At 65.2% G+C, this 17005-nt stretch carries 12 protein-coding genes; 5 read left to right on the forward strand and 7 right to left on the reverse strand.

Annotated features, from left to right (window positions below; translation table 11 throughout):
• Positions 1-183: 183 nt before the first annotated feature.
• Both NDN01_RS01050 and NDN01_RS01055 read right to left on the reverse strand, forming a co-directional pair.
• A complete protein-coding gene (locus tag NDN01_RS01050; RefSeq protein ID WP_272625291.1) occupies positions 184-438 on the reverse strand; it encodes a DUF6356 family protein in 255 nt (84 codons plus the stop codon).
• Positions 439-473: 35 nt separating this feature from the next.
• Positions 474-1895 carry a UDP-N-acetylmuramate--L-alanine ligase gene (locus NDN01_RS01055; RefSeq protein ID WP_272625292.1) on the reverse strand — a complete coding sequence of 474 codons (1422 nt, stop codon included), beginning with the start codon at positions 1893-1895 and terminating at the stop codon, positions 474-476.
• A gap of 51 nt (positions 1896-1946) precedes the next feature.
• Here NDN01_RS01055 and NDN01_RS01060 point away from each other — a divergent pair, with 51 nt between their 5' ends.
• A complete protein-coding gene (locus NDN01_RS01060; RefSeq protein ID WP_272625293.1) occupies positions 1947-2765 on the forward strand; it encodes an LD-carboxypeptidase in 819 nt (272 codons plus the stop codon).
• A 1150-nt stretch (positions 2766-3915) separates the two neighbouring features.
• On the opposite strand, the gene NDN01_RS01065 is transcribed toward NDN01_RS01060, so the two are convergent.
• Both NDN01_RS01065 and NDN01_RS01070 read right to left on the reverse strand, forming a co-directional pair.
• Positions 3916-4236 carry a hypothetical protein gene (locus NDN01_RS01065; RefSeq protein ID WP_272625294.1) on the reverse strand — a complete coding sequence of 107 codons (321 nt, stop codon included), beginning with the start codon at positions 4234-4236 and terminating at the stop codon, positions 3916-3918.
• Positions 4233-4601 carry a VOC family protein gene (locus NDN01_RS01070; protein WP_272625295.1) on the reverse strand — a complete coding sequence of 123 codons (369 nt, stop codon included), beginning with the start codon at positions 4599-4601 and terminating at the stop codon, positions 4233-4235. Before NDN01_RS01070 ends, NDN01_RS01065 begins: the two co-directional genes overlap by 4 nt.
• A gap of 42 nt (positions 4602-4643) precedes the next feature.
• Here NDN01_RS01070 and NDN01_RS01075 point away from each other — a divergent pair, with 42 nt between their 5' ends.
• The 4 genes from NDN01_RS01075 to NDN01_RS01090 all read left to right on the forward strand — a co-directional run bounded on the left by NDN01_RS01075 (position 4644) and on the right by NDN01_RS01090 (position 10805).
• A complete protein-coding gene (locus tag NDN01_RS01075; RefSeq protein ID WP_272625296.1) occupies positions 4644-5087 on the forward strand; it encodes a MarR family winged helix-turn-helix transcriptional regulator in 444 nt (147 codons plus the stop codon).
• A gap of 70 nt (positions 5088-5157) precedes the next feature.
• Positions 5158-7152: a threonine--tRNA ligase gene (gene thrS / locus NDN01_RS01080; RefSeq protein WP_272625297.1), complete on the forward strand. Its 1995-nt coding sequence runs from the start codon at positions 5158-5160 to the stop codon at positions 7150-7152.
• A gap of 111 nt (positions 7153-7263) precedes the next feature.
• Positions 7264-7800: a translation initiation factor IF-3 gene (infC, locus tag NDN01_RS01085; RefSeq protein WP_272625298.1), complete on the forward strand. Its 537-nt coding sequence runs from the start codon at positions 7264-7266 to the stop codon at positions 7798-7800.
• 254 nt (positions 7801-8054) lie between these two features.
• Positions 8055-10805: a TonB-dependent receptor gene (locus NDN01_RS01090; RefSeq protein ID WP_272625299.1), complete on the forward strand. Its 2751-nt coding sequence runs from the start codon at positions 8055-8057 to the stop codon at positions 10803-10805.
• 90 nt (positions 10806-10895) lie between these two features.
• Here the strand turns inward: NDN01_RS01090 and NDN01_RS01095 are convergent, their stop codons facing one another.
• The 3 genes from NDN01_RS01095 to mutS all read right to left on the reverse strand — a co-directional run bounded on the left by NDN01_RS01095 (position 10896) and on the right by mutS (position 16916).
• On the reverse strand, positions 10896-11276 hold the full coding sequence (locus tag NDN01_RS01095; RefSeq protein WP_272625300.1) for a VOC family protein: 381 nt from the start codon (positions 11274-11276) through the stop codon (positions 10896-10898).
• Positions 11277-11295: 19 nt separating this feature from the next.
• Complete coding sequence (locus NDN01_RS01100; protein WP_272625301.1) at positions 11296-14043, reverse strand: [protein-PII] uridylyltransferase; 2748 nt, start codon at positions 14041-14043, stop codon at positions 11296-11298.
• A gap of 293 nt (positions 14044-14336) precedes the next feature.
• Positions 14337-16916 (reverse strand): DNA mismatch repair protein MutS, encoded by a 2580-nt coding sequence (gene mutS / locus NDN01_RS01105; protein ID WP_272628441.1) that lies wholly within the window; start codon positions 16914-16916, stop codon positions 14337-14339.
• Between the last annotated feature and the right edge of the window lie 89 nt (positions 16917-17005).

A 17005-nucleotide genomic window follows, 5' to 3' on the forward strand; every position in this document is an offset into this window, starting at 1 on the left:
CCCCCGTTTGACCGGGCGGATAGTAATCCCGCTATTGCGAGTCAATCTCATTCTCAATAGTGACAGGCCGATTCAGGCGTACAGGCAGGTCGCCCAAGCGGCCTGTGTGATTGATCGATAACGTCGGGGATGCGGCTGTTCCGTCGTGAATCCGGAACAGCGGAGGACAGTCGAAGGCGGCCGTCAGATCACATATTCGACGGTGGTGATCTGTGTCTGCTCGGCACGGGCGGCGTTGCGCTTGGTGACCAGTTCGGCGTGGAGCGCGGTGATGGTGTCGCTGCCCGCGGTCTTGAACATGAAGGGCAACACTGCGTGGAGCGTGCAGCGCGCGCCGCCCCACATCATCTTCAGCCCAAAGTGCGATGCGACGCCGAAATGCTCCGTATAGCTTTCGCCGACCGATTTCGGATGATCCAGGAACAGACGGCGGAACATGGTGGGCCTCATTATTACGCTTCGATCGGAGATAATCACGCCTGCGGCCGCTTGCCAGCCTTGTTCGCGACGCTTGCCAGCATATCCGCGGCAAGCTGACTGAGCGTGTCGTCCCGGGCGCCCATCACCACGATCCGGTCGCCGGGCCGTGCCTCCGCGATGAGGTGCGCGGCGGCGGCATCGCGGGCGGGGATATGGAGTGCCGAGCGTCCGGTGGCGGCGACGTCGGCGACGATGTCGGCGCTGGTCACCTCGCGGTTCACCGTGCCGCCCATATAGACCGGATCGGGCAGGACAAGCACGTCTTCCGCGCTGAGTTTGTCCGCCAGCGTCGCGACCAGTTCGCCGCGCATCACCTTGAGCGGGCCATAGCCATGCGGCTGGAACAGGATGAGCAGCCGCCCCGGAAAGGCGTGAAGCGCGTCGAGCGTGGCGGCGATCTTGTCGGGGTTGTGCCCGAAATCGTCGATCACGGAGATGTCGTTGGCCTCTCCGACCAAATCCATCCGCCGCCGAAGCCCGGTAAAGCAGCTGATCGCCCGTACCGCCTCGGCCAGCGGCACACCCGCCGCGCGTACCGCGCCGATCGCGGCGAGCGCGTTCGACACATTATGACGGCCCGGCACCTTCAGCGACACCGCCACCGGCGCCGCGCCGCGTTCGGACAGGCTGAAATCGACGCCGAACGGGCGCTGCACCAGGCCGATCGCAACAAGGTCAGCCTCAAGCCCGATCGAGAAGGTCAGGCAGCGTTCCGGCGGCAGCGTCGTCGCCAGCGCCGCGCCGTCGGCATTATCCAGGTTGATCACCGTGGTTGTCGAACGCGCGATGAAATCGCCGAACAGCGTGCGCAACTCGTCGAGCGATTTGTGATCGAGGCTGACATTGTTGAGCACAGCGATCTTCGGCCAATAGAGCGCGATCGATCCGTCGCTCTCGTCGACCTCGCTGACGAACGCCTCGCCCCCGCCGACCAGCGCGCTCGCAAAGGGGGCATCCTCGCCCGCGAAATTCTTCATCACCGCGCCGTTCATCACGGTCGGGTCGCGGCCGGTGGCGTTCAGGATCCAGCCGATCATGCCGGTCACGGTCGACTTGCCTGATGTGCCCGCCACGCCGATCGGCAACGGAGCCGCGTTGAACAGCTTGGCGAGCAGTTCCGCGCGGCTCATCCGCTTCGCGCCGACCGCGTCCGCCGCGACGATATCCGCGACGGTCGATTCGACGGCGGCTGAAGCGACGACGATCTGGCTTGCCGAGGTGATGCCGCTGCCGTCCTGCGGGAACAGGGCGACGCCCTTGGCGCGCAGATCGGCGAACTTGGCGGGAAGCCGGTCCTGGTCGAGCGTCCGGTCCGATCCCGCGACGCGGGCGCCCTTGCCGGCCAGGATCATCGCCAGCGGCATCATGCCGCTGCCGCCGATCCCGACGAAGAAGTAGGATTTGCCGTCGTGCATGGCTGCGCGCTATCGCGGGATTCGCGGATCGGGGCAAGCGAGAGGGTGGTAATGCGGATCGGAATCGTCGCACCCGGAAGGCCGATCGACCAGGCGCTGGCCGACCGTGCGGTGGCGTTCGCGGCTGAACGCTTTCCTGAAGCCGAGCTCGTTTTCCATCCGCAATGCTTCCTGAGCGACGGTGGGCATTTCGCGGGCGCCGATGATGTGCGGGCGGGGGCGTTTCTGGATGTCGCCAACGACGCTGCGATCGGTGCGTTGTGGTTTGCGCGCGGCGGGTATGGCGCGAACCGCATCCTGCAGGCGGTGATGCCCGACCTTGGGCCCGCCGCCCGCACGAAAAGCTATTGCGGCTATTCCGACGCCGGCTTCCTGCTCGGGGCGCTCCATGCGCAGCGGATCGGCCGTTCGGTCCATGCCCCGCTGGTCGGCGATCTCCTGCGCGACCAGGGCGAGGCGGCGGTCGCGCGGACCCTCGGCTGGCTGATCCGGGGCGATCGTGCCGGGCTCGAGCCGAGCCTGGGCGCGGCGCCGGCCGTGGCCCTCAACCTCGCGATCCTGAACGCCCTGATCGGTACGCCATGGCTGCCCGACCTGACCGGCCATGTGCTGATGATCGAGGACCTGTCCGAGCCGCTCTACCGGATCGACCGGATGCTGTTCCATATGGCCCATGCGACCCAGCTAAGGGGCCTCGCGGGCGTGCGGTTGGGGCGGGTGAGCGATGTAGTCCCCAACGATCCGCCCTTCGCTGAAGGCGTGCTCCAGATGGTCGAGCGCTGGTGTGGAGAGATGGGGGTTCCGCTCTTGGGGGCGGCCGATATCGGTCACGACGCGGACAACAAGGTGGTGCCGTTCGGACGCGCCTGATTCCTGTTCCCGCTGGCGAAAACTCAAACTCATGCGCCGTACCGGGTTGTGCGTCTTGCGCCTGCTTAATCAGGTTCTCCGCTGGTCGCAGGAACACCGAGACGTATCGAATGTCCACTTGGCGCTGCTCTTGAGCAGTGAGGTGACGACGTGGGCAAGGCTGCTCGCCTCAATACGAGCGAACAGGCAATGCCGGCTCACTTCAGCGGCAACAAGTATTCGCATGGTAAGTGCGTGATAGATCTGAGGGTAGAGTTCGATGTCGCTCCATGCGACGGCAGTGGTGAACCTTATTTATGAAAATAATATTGCGCTGAAGCAAGCGCTCCGGTTTCGAAGCTGGCCTGGCATCAGTAGAGTTCCAAGCCTCCATAAATTGTAGTCTTGACTGGGCGGTGGATTCTGACACTGTCAAACGGCTCGCCCCCAGACAGGTAAGGGTCGCCGCAGGGAGCAGTGTCCACCATTGGGAGACGCTTTATGCTTCGTGATACCTCCACTGACTCGGATGCGTGCTGTTCCTCGCACGCAAGTCTTTCTGATGCATATGACGCGCAGCCGGTGCTCGTCACAGCATCGTCGTGTGACGTCCTTCATCAGTATAATGGTAACGAGTTTTGCAATTCGCGATGCACGTTGTCGTTTGCTCATGATGGAGACCATATTTGCGGGAATGGTCACCCATTCTGACCTTCAATTGATCGGGACAATTAAATCTTTGAGTATAAGGAACTAAAATGGCTTTTTGCACCGTTTGTGGAGGGCGGGGCGGCGGATATGACGACGCTGGCAATTGGTATAAATGTTATCGGTGTGATGGAACCGGTTTCGAGATCAGGTGTGATTCCCAATCTCGAAAAGCGGTGCCGGCACGATCGGCCCCAATTGCGAATATGGCGTGGCGCAGCGATCGCCGTGTAGAGGCGATGGTTCTTCGTCGTTCGACGGCCCTGGTGGCAGCAGTCCGCGATCCGAATAGAAACGGATACGCCTGACCGATTGGCCTGAAAGCCGGTCCAGATCGCCAATGTATACGACTTCGCTCCCATGGCGACTCGATTGCGGTCTCCACCAGATGGACGGTCAATCCACAAAATCGCTCGGCCGTTGGCGGCTTTTTGCGCTTCCGGACAGTCCGCTTTCGGGTGGCTCAATCGCGCGGCAATTCGCGGATCTCGACCGTGCCGCCGCATTCGAAGACGGGATTGCCCGCCAGCAGCGCGCGGGCCGACGCCAGATTCTCCGCCCGCACCCGAATATACCCGCCGAGATGGCGGCTCATGACCCCGGGCGCGCCCTGCTTGCGGAACGTGTCGCCGGTTCCGATCGAGCTGCCCCCGTCGAATATCCCCAGCGCGCGCAGGGCTGCCAGATAGGGAGGCCACATGTCTGGAGGCAGTGCGTCGACCGTGTCGTCGTGCATCAGCATGATGAAGTCGCGCATGCCCGGCCCCTCGGTCTCCATGCTCATGCCATCAACCGGCTTGGCCAGCCGATCCGCACCAGCGTCTCGTCGGGGTCGCTCAGCGCGAATTCGTACATGCCCCAGGGCTTGTGGGTGGGGCCGGTCTTTTCGAGGATCTCGCCAGGGAAACGCGCGGCGAAGGCGTCGACATCCTTGGTATAGAGATACAGGCCGAACGGGTTCTGTCCCTTGATCAGCCAGCCCTCGACCGCGTCCGTCAGGTGGATGTCGCCGCCGCGTCCATCGGAAAGCATGCGATACCCGTCATGTTCGTTCTTGCTCGCCTCCTCCTGGAAGAAACCGAGCCGGTTATAGAACGCCTCGGACGCATCGAGATCGTTGCAGGGCAGGATCGCCGTCAGCCTGGTCATCACGACTCCATCTTCCGGTTTGAATTGGTAAATTAATACGCTATGCGTATCATTATGTCGAGCCAGCTCCATCGCGATTCCGATATCGCCCTGATCGTCCGGGCGGTGTCCCGGCTGGGTCGCCGATTGCGGACCGAGGCGCCGCCCGGCGGACTCAGCGCCGGCATGATCGGCCTGCTGGCGGCATTGTATCGCGAGGGGCCGATGCCGGGCGTTGCGCTGGCCGAGGCGGAAGGACTGAAGCCGCAATCGCTGACCCGCCTGCTCGCTGCCATGGAGGAGAATGGCATGATCGAGCGTGCGCCCGACCGGGGGGACCGGCGCAATCTGGTGATCTCGATCACGGTGAAGGGGCGCAAGGCGTTGCGCGGGGCGATGCAGGAACGGCGGCGCTGGCTGGCCGACCGGATCGGCGAGCGGCTTTCCAGCGAAGAACGCAAGGCGTTGATTGATGCCGCCGAACTGATGCTAAGAATCGCCCTCTGACTTGCCTATATAGGTCACGCGTGCATAAGCCCGCGCTTCTTCCATCAGCACAGAAAGTACCGATTTCGTCATGTCCGAGATGTTCCGCATAACGCTGCCCGACGGTTCCGTCCGTGAGGTAGCCCCGGGGACTACCCCGGCGGACATCGCCGCGGCGATCGGTCCGGGCCTCGCCAAGGCGGCGATCGCCGCGCGCGTCGATGGCGATCTGCGCGACATCATGCGCCCGTTCGAGGGCGATTCGAACCTCGCGCTGGTGACCGGTCGTGACGAGGCGGACGCGCTTGAGCTTGCCCGCCACGATTTTGCGCATGTGCTGGCGGAGGCAGTGCAGGCGCTGTTCCCCGGGACGCAGATCACCTTCGGCCCTTCGACGGACGACGGCTTCTATTACGACTTCGCGCCGAAGGACCGGCCTTTCACCGAGGAGGATCTCCCGGCGATCGAGGCGGAGATGCGCAGGATCATCGCCGCCGACAAGCCGCTGCGCCGTGAGGTGTGGAGCCGTGAGCAGCTCATCCAGCGCTGGCGCGAGCAGGGCGAGAGCTTCAAGGCCGAATGGGCCGCCGAATTGCCCGAGCATGAGGAGCTGACGGTCTATTGGTCGGGTGGCGACTGGCTCGACATGTGCCGTGGCCCGCATCTCGCCTCGACCGGCAAGCTCGATCCCCAGGCGTTCAAGCTGACGCGCGTCTCGGGCGCCTATTGGCGCGGCGACCAGAACAACGCGATGCTCAGCCGGATCTACGGGACCGGCTGGCTCAACAAGAAGCAGCTCGACCAGCATCTCTTCCGCCTGGAGGAGGCGGCCAAGCGCGACCATCGCAAGATCGGCCAGGAGATGGACCTGTTCCACCTCCAGTCCGAGGCGCAGGGATCGGTGTTCTGGCATCCCAAGGGCTATATCCTGTGGCGCCAGCTCGAGGCCTATATGCGCCGCCGGCTCGACGCGGCTGGATATGCCGAGGTCAAGACGCCGCAATTGATGGACGCGCGCCAGTGGGAGCAGTCCGGGCACTGGGGCAAGTACCGCGAGAACATGTTCGTCGTGCCGGACGAGATTCCCTCGACTGATGACGAGGTGCCGATCCTGTCGGGCAAATCCGACCTGATGGCGCTGAAGCCGATGAATTGCCCGGCGCATGTCCTGATCTTCCGCCAGGGTATCAAGAGCTATCGCGATCTGCCGATCCGCATGGCCGAGTTCGGCTGCTGCCACCGCAACGAGCCGCACGGCGCGCTGCACGGCATCATGCGTGTGCGCCAGTTCACCCAAGACGACGCGCATATCTTCGTGCGCGAGGACCAACTGATCGAGGAAGTGCGCAATTTCTGCGAGTTGCTCGACAGCGTCTATCGCGATCTCGGCTTTGAGGATTATGCGGTGAAGCTCGCGCTTCGCCCGGATAAGCGCTTCGGCACCGACGAGATGTGGGATCGCGCCGAGGCGGAGCTGCGCCAGGCGGTCGTAGAGTCGACGCTGAGCGAGACGATCAAGGCGAAGTTCGAGGAGTTGCCCGGCGAGGGAGCCTTTTATGCGCCGAAGCTTGAGTTCCACCTGACCGACGCGATCGGCCGTACCTGGCAGGTCGGCACGATTCAGTCGGACCGCGTGCTGCCCGACCGACTCGACGCCAGCTATGTCGGCGAGGACGGCAATCGCCACCGCCCGGTGATGCTCCACCGCGCGATCCTCGGCACGTTCGAACGCTTCATCGGCATCCTGATCGAGCATCATGCCGGCCGCTTCCCGCTCTGGCTCGCGCCGGTGCAGGCGGTGGTCGCCACGATCGTGTCCGACGCTGACGATTATGCGAAGGAGGTCACGGCGAAGCTGGCGGCGGCGGGCCTGCGTGTCGAGACCGATCTGCGCAACGAGAAGATCAACTACAAGGTACGCGAGCACAGCCTCGCCAAGGTCCCCAACCTGCTCGTCGTCGGCAAGCGCGAGGCGGAGGAAGGGACGGTCGCGCTGCGCCAGCTCGGCAGTGACCGGCAGCAGATGTTGAGCCTCGATGAGGCGATCGTCATGCTGAAGAAGGGGGCGACCCCACCCGATCTCTAAGCCGATCTTCGAGCTGTTCCCGGCGAAAGCCGGGGGCATCTTCCCCAACACGCGAAAAATCACTATATCGCACTGTCCAACCACCAAGGAGCAGTACCTATCCGTCCTCCCATGATCCGGCGTCCCCAAGGGGCGCCCGTGCCGATGAACGGCCCGCGCTTCAACGAATTCATTGTCTCGCCCAAGGTCCGCGTGATCGATCAGGACGGCGAGAACCTCGGTGTCATGTACACCCGTGAAGCGATGGAGCAGGCGCAGAGTGTCGGGCTCGACCTTGTAGAAGTGTCGCCCAACGCGGATCCGCCCGTCGCGAAGTTCCTCGACGTCGGCAAGTTCAAGTACGAGGCGCAGAAAAAGGCGAACCTCGCGCGCAAGTCGCAGAAGACGCAGGAGATCAAGGAGATCAAGATGCGTCCGAACATCGACGATCACGACTACGACACCAAGATGAAGAAGGTGATCGAGTTCATCGGCGAAGGCGACAAGGTCAAGATCACCCTCCGGTTCCGTGGCCGCGAGCTCAGCCATGGGCAGCTCGGCATGGCATTGCTCCAGCGCGTCCAGGCCGATGTGGTCGAGACCGCCAAGGTCGAGGCCTATCCGCGCATGGAAGGCCGCCAGATGCTGATGGTCCTCGCGCCCAAGTAACATAGCAGAAACACGATTTTTTCCGCGGCGACGGCGTCGTCGCGGAATTCTCCGGGCGGCTTCGCCTAATCCAAGTATTCCGTAGCGTCAGGCTGCCGGTCAATGGGGCCGGTTCGGTCCCTTTGTTGCGTCTCAGCATCACAGCTATTCAAAAAACCCCGGCCACAGGCTTTCTGCCTATGGACGAATGGCTCGCTACGGCTATTCGAGAGGATACCCAATACTCAAAAAATAAAATCGGAGAGAATGTCATAATGCGTAAATCCGCGTATCTGTGGTCTGTAGCTGCCATTGCATTCACCGTACCCGCCTTTGCGCAGGACGCGCCGGCTCCTCAGCAGGAAGCCCAGTCCGCCTCGCACGATACCGCCGCCGCGGATGAAAGCGGCTCCGACATCATCGTCACTGCGACGCGTCGCGCCGAGCGCTTGTCCGAGGTGCCGATCGCCGTTTCCGCGGTCAGCCAGCAGGCGCTTCAGAATTCGGGCGCGACCGATATTCGCGCGCTGGCGCAGCTCACGCCATCGCTGCTGGTTTCCTCCACCGGCAGCGAGGCCAATGCGTCGGCTCGCGTCCGCGGCATTGGCACGGTCGGCGACAATCCCGGCCTGGAAAGCTCGGTCGCGGTGTTCATCGACGGCGTCTATCGCAGCCGCACCGGCTCGGGCCTCAACGATATCGGCGAGGTCGACCGGATCGAAGTGCTGCGCGGACCGCAGGGCACCCTGTTCGGCCGCAACGCGAGCGCCGGCCTGATCAACGTCATCACCAAGGCGCCGTCCTTCGATTTCGGCGGCTATGGCGAGGCGAGCTATGGCAACTACAACAATATCCGGGTCGCCGGCGCGGTCACCGGGCCGATCACCGGCACGCTCGCCTTCCGCCTCGACGGCGTCTACGGCAAGCGCGACGGCTTCTACTACGACACGGTTAACAAGACCGACTACAACAATCGCGACCGTTATTTCGTACGCGGCCAGCTGCTGTTCCAGCCGAGTTCCGACCTGTCGGTACGGCTGATCGGCGACTATACCTATCGCAACGAGAAGTGCTGCGGCGCTGTCTATGTCGACCTGCGCGAGAAGGTCGATCCGACCCCGGGTGTCCCGGGCGACTATGCCGTCTCGCCGACCAACCGCATCGTCGACATCATGAAGAGCATGGGTGCCGTCTTCCCGAGCGCCGATGATCCCTATAACCGCCGCATCGCGAACAGCCCCGGCCGCGCCTATAGCAACGTCACCAAGGATTATGGCGGGTCGGCGCAGATCGACTGGAATTTCGGTGGGGCCTCGCTGACCTCGATCACCGCGTATCGCGAGTACAAGGCGGGCGGCGCGTCGGACATCGACTATGGCAGCCTCGACATTGGCTACCGCCCGGCCGACGGCAACAATTATCGGCAGTTCCACACCTTCAGCCAGGAGCTGCGGCTCAACGGTTCGGCTTTCGGTGACAAGCTCGACTGGCTGATCGGCGGCTATTACAGCCGCGAGGACCTTCAGGTCGTCGACAACCTCAAATTCGGCACGCAGTACGGCGCTTTCGCTGCCTGCCGCGTCGTCTCTGGCATCAGCCCGTCCGCCGCGCTGCGCAATCCGGCTGCCCCGGGCTGCCTCAGCCCGATCGGGATCGCCGCGGTGAACGGGGCGCTCGGCGCCGCCGCGCCGCTGGTCATCGCCAACCTCAACCGTCTCAGCACGCTGAACGACCTGGGCACCACCCGCGACGTCTATAACCAGCGGAGCGAGAATTTCGCTGTCTTCACCCACAATATCTTCAAGCTCACCGACCGGTTGAGCATCACGGCCGGCCTGCGCTACACACATGAGAAGAAGGACTTCAACGCCACCTTCCAGAACAACAACACCATCTGCGGCGCGCTTCAGGCAGGCACGGCGCAGGGTGGCCTTGGCGGCCTGCTGGCCAACCCGGCGCTTGCCTCCACCGCGGCGGGCATCATCACGCTCGGCTGCACCGGCAACTCGACGGCGGCGCTGAGCGGCAAGACGATCAGCGACAGCCTGAGCGAGGGCGAGCTCACCGGCACCGGCGTGATCTCGTACAAGCCGGTCGACGGGCTGATGGTCTATGCGAGCTATTCGCGCGGCTACAAGGCGGGCGGCTACAACCTCGATCGTTCGGACCTCGGCCCGGCCTATCTGGCGTCGACTGCGGCGAACCCGAATGCTGCGCTGCTTCGCTTCGATCCGGAGACGGTCAATTCCTACGAGGTCGGTTTCAAGTACAGCTCGCGCAAGTTCACGCTGAACGTCGCGGGTTTCCGTCAGGAGTTCAGCAACTTCCAGCTCAATACCTTCAACGGCACCAACTACATCGTCCAGAATATCGGGTCGTGCAAAGCGAGCCTGAACGGGGCGGACGGGGACAACAGCGCCGCGACCGGGGCCTGCACCGCCGGCGTCAAGTACGGTGTACTGTCCCAAGGTATCGAGATCGAGGCGGGGCTGTATCCGGCGCGCAACTTCGCGGTGAACCTTGGCTATACGCTGGCCGACACCAAATATCGCCACAACCTGGTCGGCAGCGAAGCCGGCGAGGCGCTCGATCCGTTCCTCGCATTGCTGCCGGGTCAGCAGATGTCGAACGCGCCGCGCAACGTCGTGACGATGTCGACCAGCTGGACGCCGGATATCGGGACGAGCGGGCTGTCGGCCCTGTTCTATGTCGATGGCCGCCTGAGCTCCGACTACAACACCGGGTCCGACCTGTTCGTCGAGAAGGAACAGGACAGCTATTTCCTGATGAACGCCCGTGTCGGTCTTCGCGGGAAGGACCAGAACTGGAGCCTGGAATTCTGGGCGCAGAACCTGCTCAACACCAACTACACCCAGGTCGCGTTCAATGCTCCGTTCCAGGGCGCCGGATCGCAGTCCCAGGTTCAGAAGTTCGGCGCTCCGAGCTTCGCGGTGGGCAACCAGATCTTCTCCGCCTTCCTTGCCGAGCCGCGCACCTATGGCGTGACGTTGCGCAAGCGCTTCTGATCGGAGGCGCCCGATCCGATCCTTCGGGTCGGGCGCTGCCCTTCAGTTCGCGTGGAGCGGGTGAGTATAAGGATATGGCACCGGTTTGAATCAGGCCGGCGATTCCCACAACTCGATCGCATTGCCTTCGGGATCGTGGATCCGGGCGAACTGGCCGACCGACGGGTCGTTCCATTCAGGCTTGGTGATGATCTCGATGCCGGCTGCGTTGAGCTGTTCGAGCAGCGAATCGAGGTCGCTGACCCGCAGGTTGATCATCCATTGGCGGTCGGCGGCGAAATAATCGGTGTCGGCCTTGAACGGCGCGAAGATGACCGGGCCGCCGGTTGCCTTCCACGCCCATTCGTCGGGGGCGCCCTGATCGGGCGCGACGCAGCCGGCGCCGACGTTCAGATGCTCGCGATACCAGGCCGAAAGCGCGTCCGGATCGGTCGCGCGAAAGAACAGGCCGCCAATTCCCAATACCGGCATAAGACTCTCCTGTGTCAGATCATGCGGCTTCCTGCATCGGTGTGCCTGCCGCCGCTTCGAGCAGGCGTTTTTCGATTGCCTTGAGGCGAAGGCCGCCAGCGATCTTGTCGCCGGTCAGGTCGGTCAGGTAGAAAGTGTCGACCGCGCGCTCGCCATAGGTGGCGACATGCGCCGAGTGGATCGTCACCTTCGACTGGAACAGCGCATGGGCAAGCTGGTGCAGCAGCGCCGGCCGGTCGCGCGCGTTGACCTCGATCACGGTGAAGCGGTTCGAGGCGCGGTTGTCGATCAGCACGTTCGGCGCGATGTCGAACGCCTCGGCGCGGGTGCGCGGCAGCGGCTTGGCCATCAGCCGGTCGGCGAGCTTCGAGCGGTTGGCCAGCGCATCCTCGATCGCGCTCTTCAGCCGCCCGAGCTGGCCGATGTCGTCGAACGGTCGGCCGACCGGATCCTGCACGAGGAAATTGTCGAGCGCCATGCCGTCGCGCGTGGTGTGGATTCGCGCGTCGATGATGTTGCCGCCCGCCACGCTGATCGCGCCGGCGATGCGATAGAACAGGCCGGGATGGTCGGCGGCATAGACGGTGACGAGGGTCGCGCCGCGTTCCGGATAGACCTGCGCCGCGATGAAGAGCTGGGCCGAACCGGCTTCCTCGATCACGCGCGCATTGCGGACCAGCACATCCTCGGGCTCGGCGACCCAATAGGGTTCGGGCAGGCGCTTCACCAGCGCGGCGAAGCGGGCATCGTCCCAGCCGAGCGCTGCCTGCAACGTTTCCTGCTTGGCGGCGATGCGTTCGCTGCGGCCCTTCTGCTTGTGGCCGAGCCGGAGCACTTCCTCCGCCGATTCATAGAGGTCGGAAAGGAGCTGGCGCTTCCAGCCGTTCCACACGCCTGGACCGACCGCGCGGATGTCGACCACGGTCAGGGCCAGCAGGAGGCGAAGGCGTTCGGGACTCTGCACGATTTCGCAGAAATCCAGGATGGTCTTGAAGTCCGACAGGTCGCGCTTGAAGGCGGTGGCCGACATCAGCAGGTGCCAGCGCACCAGCCAGGCGACCGTCTCGGTTTCCGCGGCATTCAGGCCGAAGCGCGGGCAGAGCCGGTGCGCGACCTCCGCGCCAAGGATCGAATGATCGCCGCCGCGACCCTTGGCAATGTCGTGGAGCAGCACGGCGACATAGAGCACGCGGCGTGAGACGATCTGCTTCATGATCGCGGCGGAGAGCGGATGATCTTCGTTGAGCTCGCCGCGCTCGATCTTCGCGAGCAGGCCGATGGCGCGGATGGTATGCTCGTCGACTGTGTAATGGTGATACATGTCGAACTGCATCTGCGCCACGACCTTGCCGAAATCGGGCACGAAGCGGCCGAACACCCCGGCCTCGTTCATCCAGCGCAGCACTGTCTCCGGATCGCGCGGGGAGGTCAGCACGTCGAGGAACAGCGCATTGGCCTGCGGATCCCGCCGGATGTCGTCGGCAAGCTTCGCGTCGCGCGCGGCCGCGCGCATCGCCAGCGGGTGGATCTCCATGCCGTGCCTGTCGGCCAGCGCGAACATCTCGATCAGGCGGACCGGCTTCTTCTGGAGGAAGTCGTCGGAAGGCAAGGCGAGCCGGCCGCGGTCGATGGTGAAGCCGTTGAGCTTGCCCGGCGCGCGGCGGAGCGTCGGGAAGCCGAAACGGCGCCCGCGCGCGGCGAACTTCTCGTCGAGATGCGCCAGGAAGACGCCGGTCAGGTCGCCCACCGTCTTCGCCTGCAGGAAATAATACTGCATGAAACGCTCGACGCTCGACTTGCCCGGCCGGTCGGCGAAGCGCATCCGCTCGGCGATCTCGCGTTGCAGGTCGAAGGTCAGCCGGTCCTCGGCCCGGCCGGCGATGCTGTGGAGGTGGCAGCGCACCGCCCAGAGGAAATTCTCGGCGCGGTGGAACAACCGGTATTCCGCGCGGCTGAGCAGGTCGGCCTCGACAAGCTGCGCCGGCTCGCGAACATTATAGGCGTATTTGCCGATCCAGAAGAGTGTGTGGAGATCGCGCAGGCCTCCCTTCGCCTCCTTCACATTGGGCTCCACGACATAGCGCGTGTCACCCATCTTGCGGTGGCGCACCTCGCGCTCGGCAAGCTTTTCGGTGATGAAGGTTCGCGCGGTGCCGGCCTGAACCTCGGCGTGGAACTTCGCCGCCGCCTCGTCATAAAGCGCCATGTCGCCCCAAACATAGCGTGCCTCGAGCAGGGCGGTGCGGATCGTCACGTCGCTCTTGGACTGGCGGACCATTTCGTCGAGCGAGCGGCTGCTGTGGCCGACCTTCAGCCCGAGATCCCACAGCGCGTAGAGCATGGTCTCGATTACCTGCTCGGCCCAGCCGGTCTGCTTCCAGGGGGTGAGGAAACCGATATCGATGTCCGAATAAGGCGCCATCTCGCCGCGCCCATACCCACCGACGGCGATCAGGGTGAGGCGTTCGGCCGCGGTCGGGTTGCTCAGGCGGTAGAGGCGGGTGACGGTGAAGTCGTAGAGCAGGCGAAGAAGCTGGTCGGTGAGGAAGGCCTGGGCGGCGGCTGCCTCAAGTCCCCGCGAGGGATGCTCGATGAGGCGGCCGGCGATCTCGCCGCGACCTGCGTCGAGCGCTGTCTTGAGGATGTCGGTCGCGGCGCGGCGCAGCGCGAGCTTGTCCTCGCCCTCAAGCGCGGCAAGCGCATCGGCAAGCAAGCGGCGATCGATGATCGCGCGGCGGTGCGGGAGGGAGTCGAAGCGGCCTGTCATGATCGGGAGATAGGGGTTTCGAAGGGTGGCGTCACGCGCGTTGCGGCGCCTTCTTTCCTTCTCCCCCTGTGGGAGTTTTGACGAACACCGGGTCGAAACGCCCCCCGGGCGTTTCTAAAACATGCCGGGGGCATGTTTTACCCGATGGTCGACAAAACTGGTGGCGCGAAGCGCCGGATGAGGGGGAGTGAGGTTCGGGACACTAACGAGTGTCCCCCTCACCCTTCCCATCGCTATGCGATGGGCCCCTTCCCTCTCCCACAGGGGGAGAGGGAGGAAGAGGATCGCTTCGCTCACGACTCCTTCGCCAGCGCCTTCAGCCGATACAGCACGTCCAGGGCCTCTCGCGGCGTCAGTGCATCCACGTCGATCTTCTCCACCTCCGCCTTCAGCAGGTCGGTCTCTTCCTCCACCTCGGCCGTGACCGAGGCGAACAGGGGCAGGTCGTCCAGCCCGGCCGCGATGCCGCCGGTCTTGGCGCGGCCGGCCTCAAGCTTGGCGAGGACCGCCTTGGCCCGGGCGATCGTGACCGGGGACAGACCCGCCAGCCGCGCCACCGCGAGGCCGTAGCTGCGGTCCGCCGGGCCTTCGCTCACCTCGTGCAGCAGGACCAGATCGCCCTTCCATTCGCGCGCGCGGACATGGTGGAGGGTGAGCGCGTCGCAGCGTTCCGCCAGTCGGGTGAGCTCGTGATAGTGCGTGGCGAACAGGCAGCGGCAGCGATTGTCCTCATGGATTGCCTCGACCACCGCCCAGGCGATGGCGAGACCGTCATAGGTCGAGGTGCCGCGCCCGACCTCGTCGAGGATGACGAAGCTTCGCGGGGTCGCCTGCGCCAGGATCGCGGCGGTCTCGACCATCTCGACCATGAAGGTCGAGCGGCCTCTTGCGAGATTGTCCGAGGCGCCGACCCGGCTGAACAGGCGATCGACCAGGCCGAGCTTCGCTGATGTGGCGGGGACATAGGCACCGGCCTGGGCGAGCACCGCGATCAGCGCGTTCTGGCGCAGGAAGGTCGATTTGCCGCCCATGTTCGGGCCCGTCACCAGCCAGAGCCGGGAGTCCTCGGAGAGCCTGCAATCGTTCGCGACGAAGCGCTCGCCGCGCCCCGCGAGCGCGTTCTCGACCACCGGGTGGCGGCCGCCCTCGATCTCGAAACAGCTATGCTCGACCAGGGTCGGGCGGGTCCAGCCGCCCTCGGCGGCGCGCTCCGCGAGGCCGGCGGCGACGTCGAGCCGGGCAAGCGCGTCGGCGGTCGCGGCGATCGGTTCGCGGCGGTCGAGCGCGGCGGTGGTGAGGTCTTCGAGATGGGCGGCCTCGGCGGCAATGGCGTGGGCGCCGGCCTGAGTCACTTTCACCGCGACGTCGTGCAGCGCGGGGGCGTTGAAGCGGACCACGCCGGCGAGCGTCTGGCGGTGAGTGAAGCCGCTGTCGGCCTTCATCAGCGGATCGGCGGCGCGGGCCGGGACCTCGATATGATAGCCGAGCACGCCGTTATGGCGGATCTTGAGCGCCGAGACGCCGGTGGTGGTGCGGAATTCCGCCTCGAGCGCGGCGATGGCCCGCCTGCCGCCGGCGCCTGCATCGCGCAGGTCGTCGAGCGCGGTGTCATAACCCTCGGCGATATAGCCCCCGGCCGAGGCGTCGATCGGCGGCGAGGGGACGAGAGCGCGGGACAGCAGGTCGATCAGCCCGCCATGGCCGCGCAGTTGCGGGGCAAGCTCGGCGAGCAGGGCGGGGGGCTGGTCGATCCTGTCGAGCCGCTCGCCGAGTTTCCACGCGCCGTCGAGCCCGTCGCGAAGCTGGCCGAGATCGCGCGGAGAACCACGCCCGGCGGCGAGGCGGCCGAGCGCGCGGCCGACATCGGGCAGGCTGCGGAGCGTGGAACGAAGCGCCTCGCGCAGGCCGCTATCGTCATGGAGCAGCTGCACGAGATCGAGCCGGGCCTCGATGCGGGCGCGATCGACCAGGGGCGCGCCGATATCGGCCGCAAGCGCGCGGGCCCCGGCGCCGGTGACGGTGCGGTCGACCGAGTCGAGCAGGCTGCCCTTGCGCTGGCCGGCGGCGGTCGCGGTCAGCTCAAGGCTTTCGCGGGTGGCGCCGTCGATCGCCATCTGCTGCGCTGCCTGGAGCAGGCGCGGCGGGCGCAGGAAAGGGAGCGAGCCCTTCGCCGTGTGATCGAGATAGGCGACGAGCCCGCCGGCCGCGGCAAGACCAGCGCGGCTGAACTGGCCGAAGCCGTCAAGCGTGGCGACACCGAACAGCGCCTTCAGCCGCGCCTCGCCATTGGCGGTGTCGAACTCGCTGCGGGGGCGCAGCGTGGTCGCGGTTTCGCCATGGGCGCTGGTTTCGGACGCGATGGTTTCGGCGGGGGCGAGGCGGGCCAGTTCGGCACCCAGCCCTGCCGCATCGGTCTCGATCAGCTCGAACCGGCCGGTCGAGACGTCGGCGGCGGCGAGGGCGACGCCGCCCGCGACCTCGCCGATTGCGACGCACCAATTGGCGGTGCGGGCGTCGAGCAGAGCCTCCTCGGTGAGCGTGCCGGCCGTCACCACGCGGATGATCGCGCGGGAGACCAGCGCCTTGGAGCCCATCCGCGCCCTGGCCTCGGCCGGGCTTTCGGTCTGTTCGGCGATGGCGACGCGGTGGCCGGCCTTGATCAGTCGCGCGAGATAACCCTCCGCCGCATGGACCGGCACGCCGCACATCGGGATCGGCGCGCCATCATGCTCGCCGCGCGCGGTGAGGGCGATGTCGAGAACGGCGGCGGCGATCTTCGCGTCCTCGAAGAACATCTCGAAGAAATCGCCCATGCGGTAGAAGAGCAGGCAATCCGCGGCATCGGCTTTCAGCGCGAGATACTGCGCCATCATGGGAGTCGGGGCGGGGGAGGGGGCGTGCATCGGCGGTTGGGTAGCGGGAATTTCGCGAGCCGTCATGGGGGAGGTGGCGCGCGTGCCGG

The sequence above is a fragment of the Sphingomonas sp. QA11 genome (assembly GCF_028473665.1).
Taxonomy (GTDB): Bacteria; Pseudomonadota; Alphaproteobacteria; order Sphingomonadales; family Sphingomonadaceae; genus Sphingomonas; species Sphingomonas phytovorans.

Excerpts from the sequence above, each read along its gene's own strand:
- NDN01_RS01050 (WP_272625291.1), bottom strand. The coding sequence starts at position 438 with ATGTTCCGCCGTCTGTTCCTGGATCATCCGAAATCGGTCGGCGAAAGC.
- NDN01_RS01055 (WP_272625292.1), bottom strand. The coding sequence starts at position 1,895 with ATGCACGACGGCAAATCCTACTTCTTCGTCGGGATCGGCGGCAGCGGC.
- NDN01_RS01060 (WP_272625293.1), top strand. The coding sequence starts at position 1,947 with ATGCGGATCGGAATCGTCGCACCCGGAAGGCCGATCGACCAGGCGCTG.
- NDN01_RS01065 (WP_272625294.1), bottom strand. The coding sequence starts at position 4,236 with ATGAGCATGGAGACCGAGGGGCCGGGCATGCGCGACTTCATCATGCTG.
- NDN01_RS01070 (WP_272625295.1), bottom strand. The coding sequence starts at position 4,601 with ATGACCAGGCTGACGGCGATCCTGCCCTGCAACGATCTCGATGCGTCC.
- NDN01_RS01075 (WP_272625296.1), top strand. The coding sequence starts at position 4,644 with ATGCGTATCATTATGTCGAGCCAGCTCCATCGCGATTCCGATATCGCC.
- thrS (WP_272625297.1), top strand. The coding sequence starts at position 5,158 with ATGTCCGAGATGTTCCGCATAACGCTGCCCGACGGTTCCGTCCGTGAG.
- infC (WP_272625298.1), top strand. The coding sequence starts at position 7,264 with ATGATCCGGCGTCCCCAAGGGGCGCCCGTGCCGATGAACGGCCCGCGC.
- NDN01_RS01090 (WP_272625299.1), top strand. The coding sequence starts at position 8,055 with ATGCGTAAATCCGCGTATCTGTGGTCTGTAGCTGCCATTGCATTCACC.
- NDN01_RS01095 (WP_272625300.1), bottom strand. The coding sequence starts at position 11,276 with ATGCCGGTATTGGGAATTGGCGGCCTGTTCTTTCGCGCGACCGATCCG.
- NDN01_RS01100 (WP_272625301.1), bottom strand. The coding sequence starts at position 14,043 with ATGACAGGCCGCTTCGACTCCCTCCCGCACCGCCGCGCGATCATCGAT.
- mutS (WP_272628441.1), bottom strand. The coding sequence starts at position 16,916 with ATGATGGCGCAGTATCTCGCGCTGAAAGCCGATGCCGCGGATTGCCTG.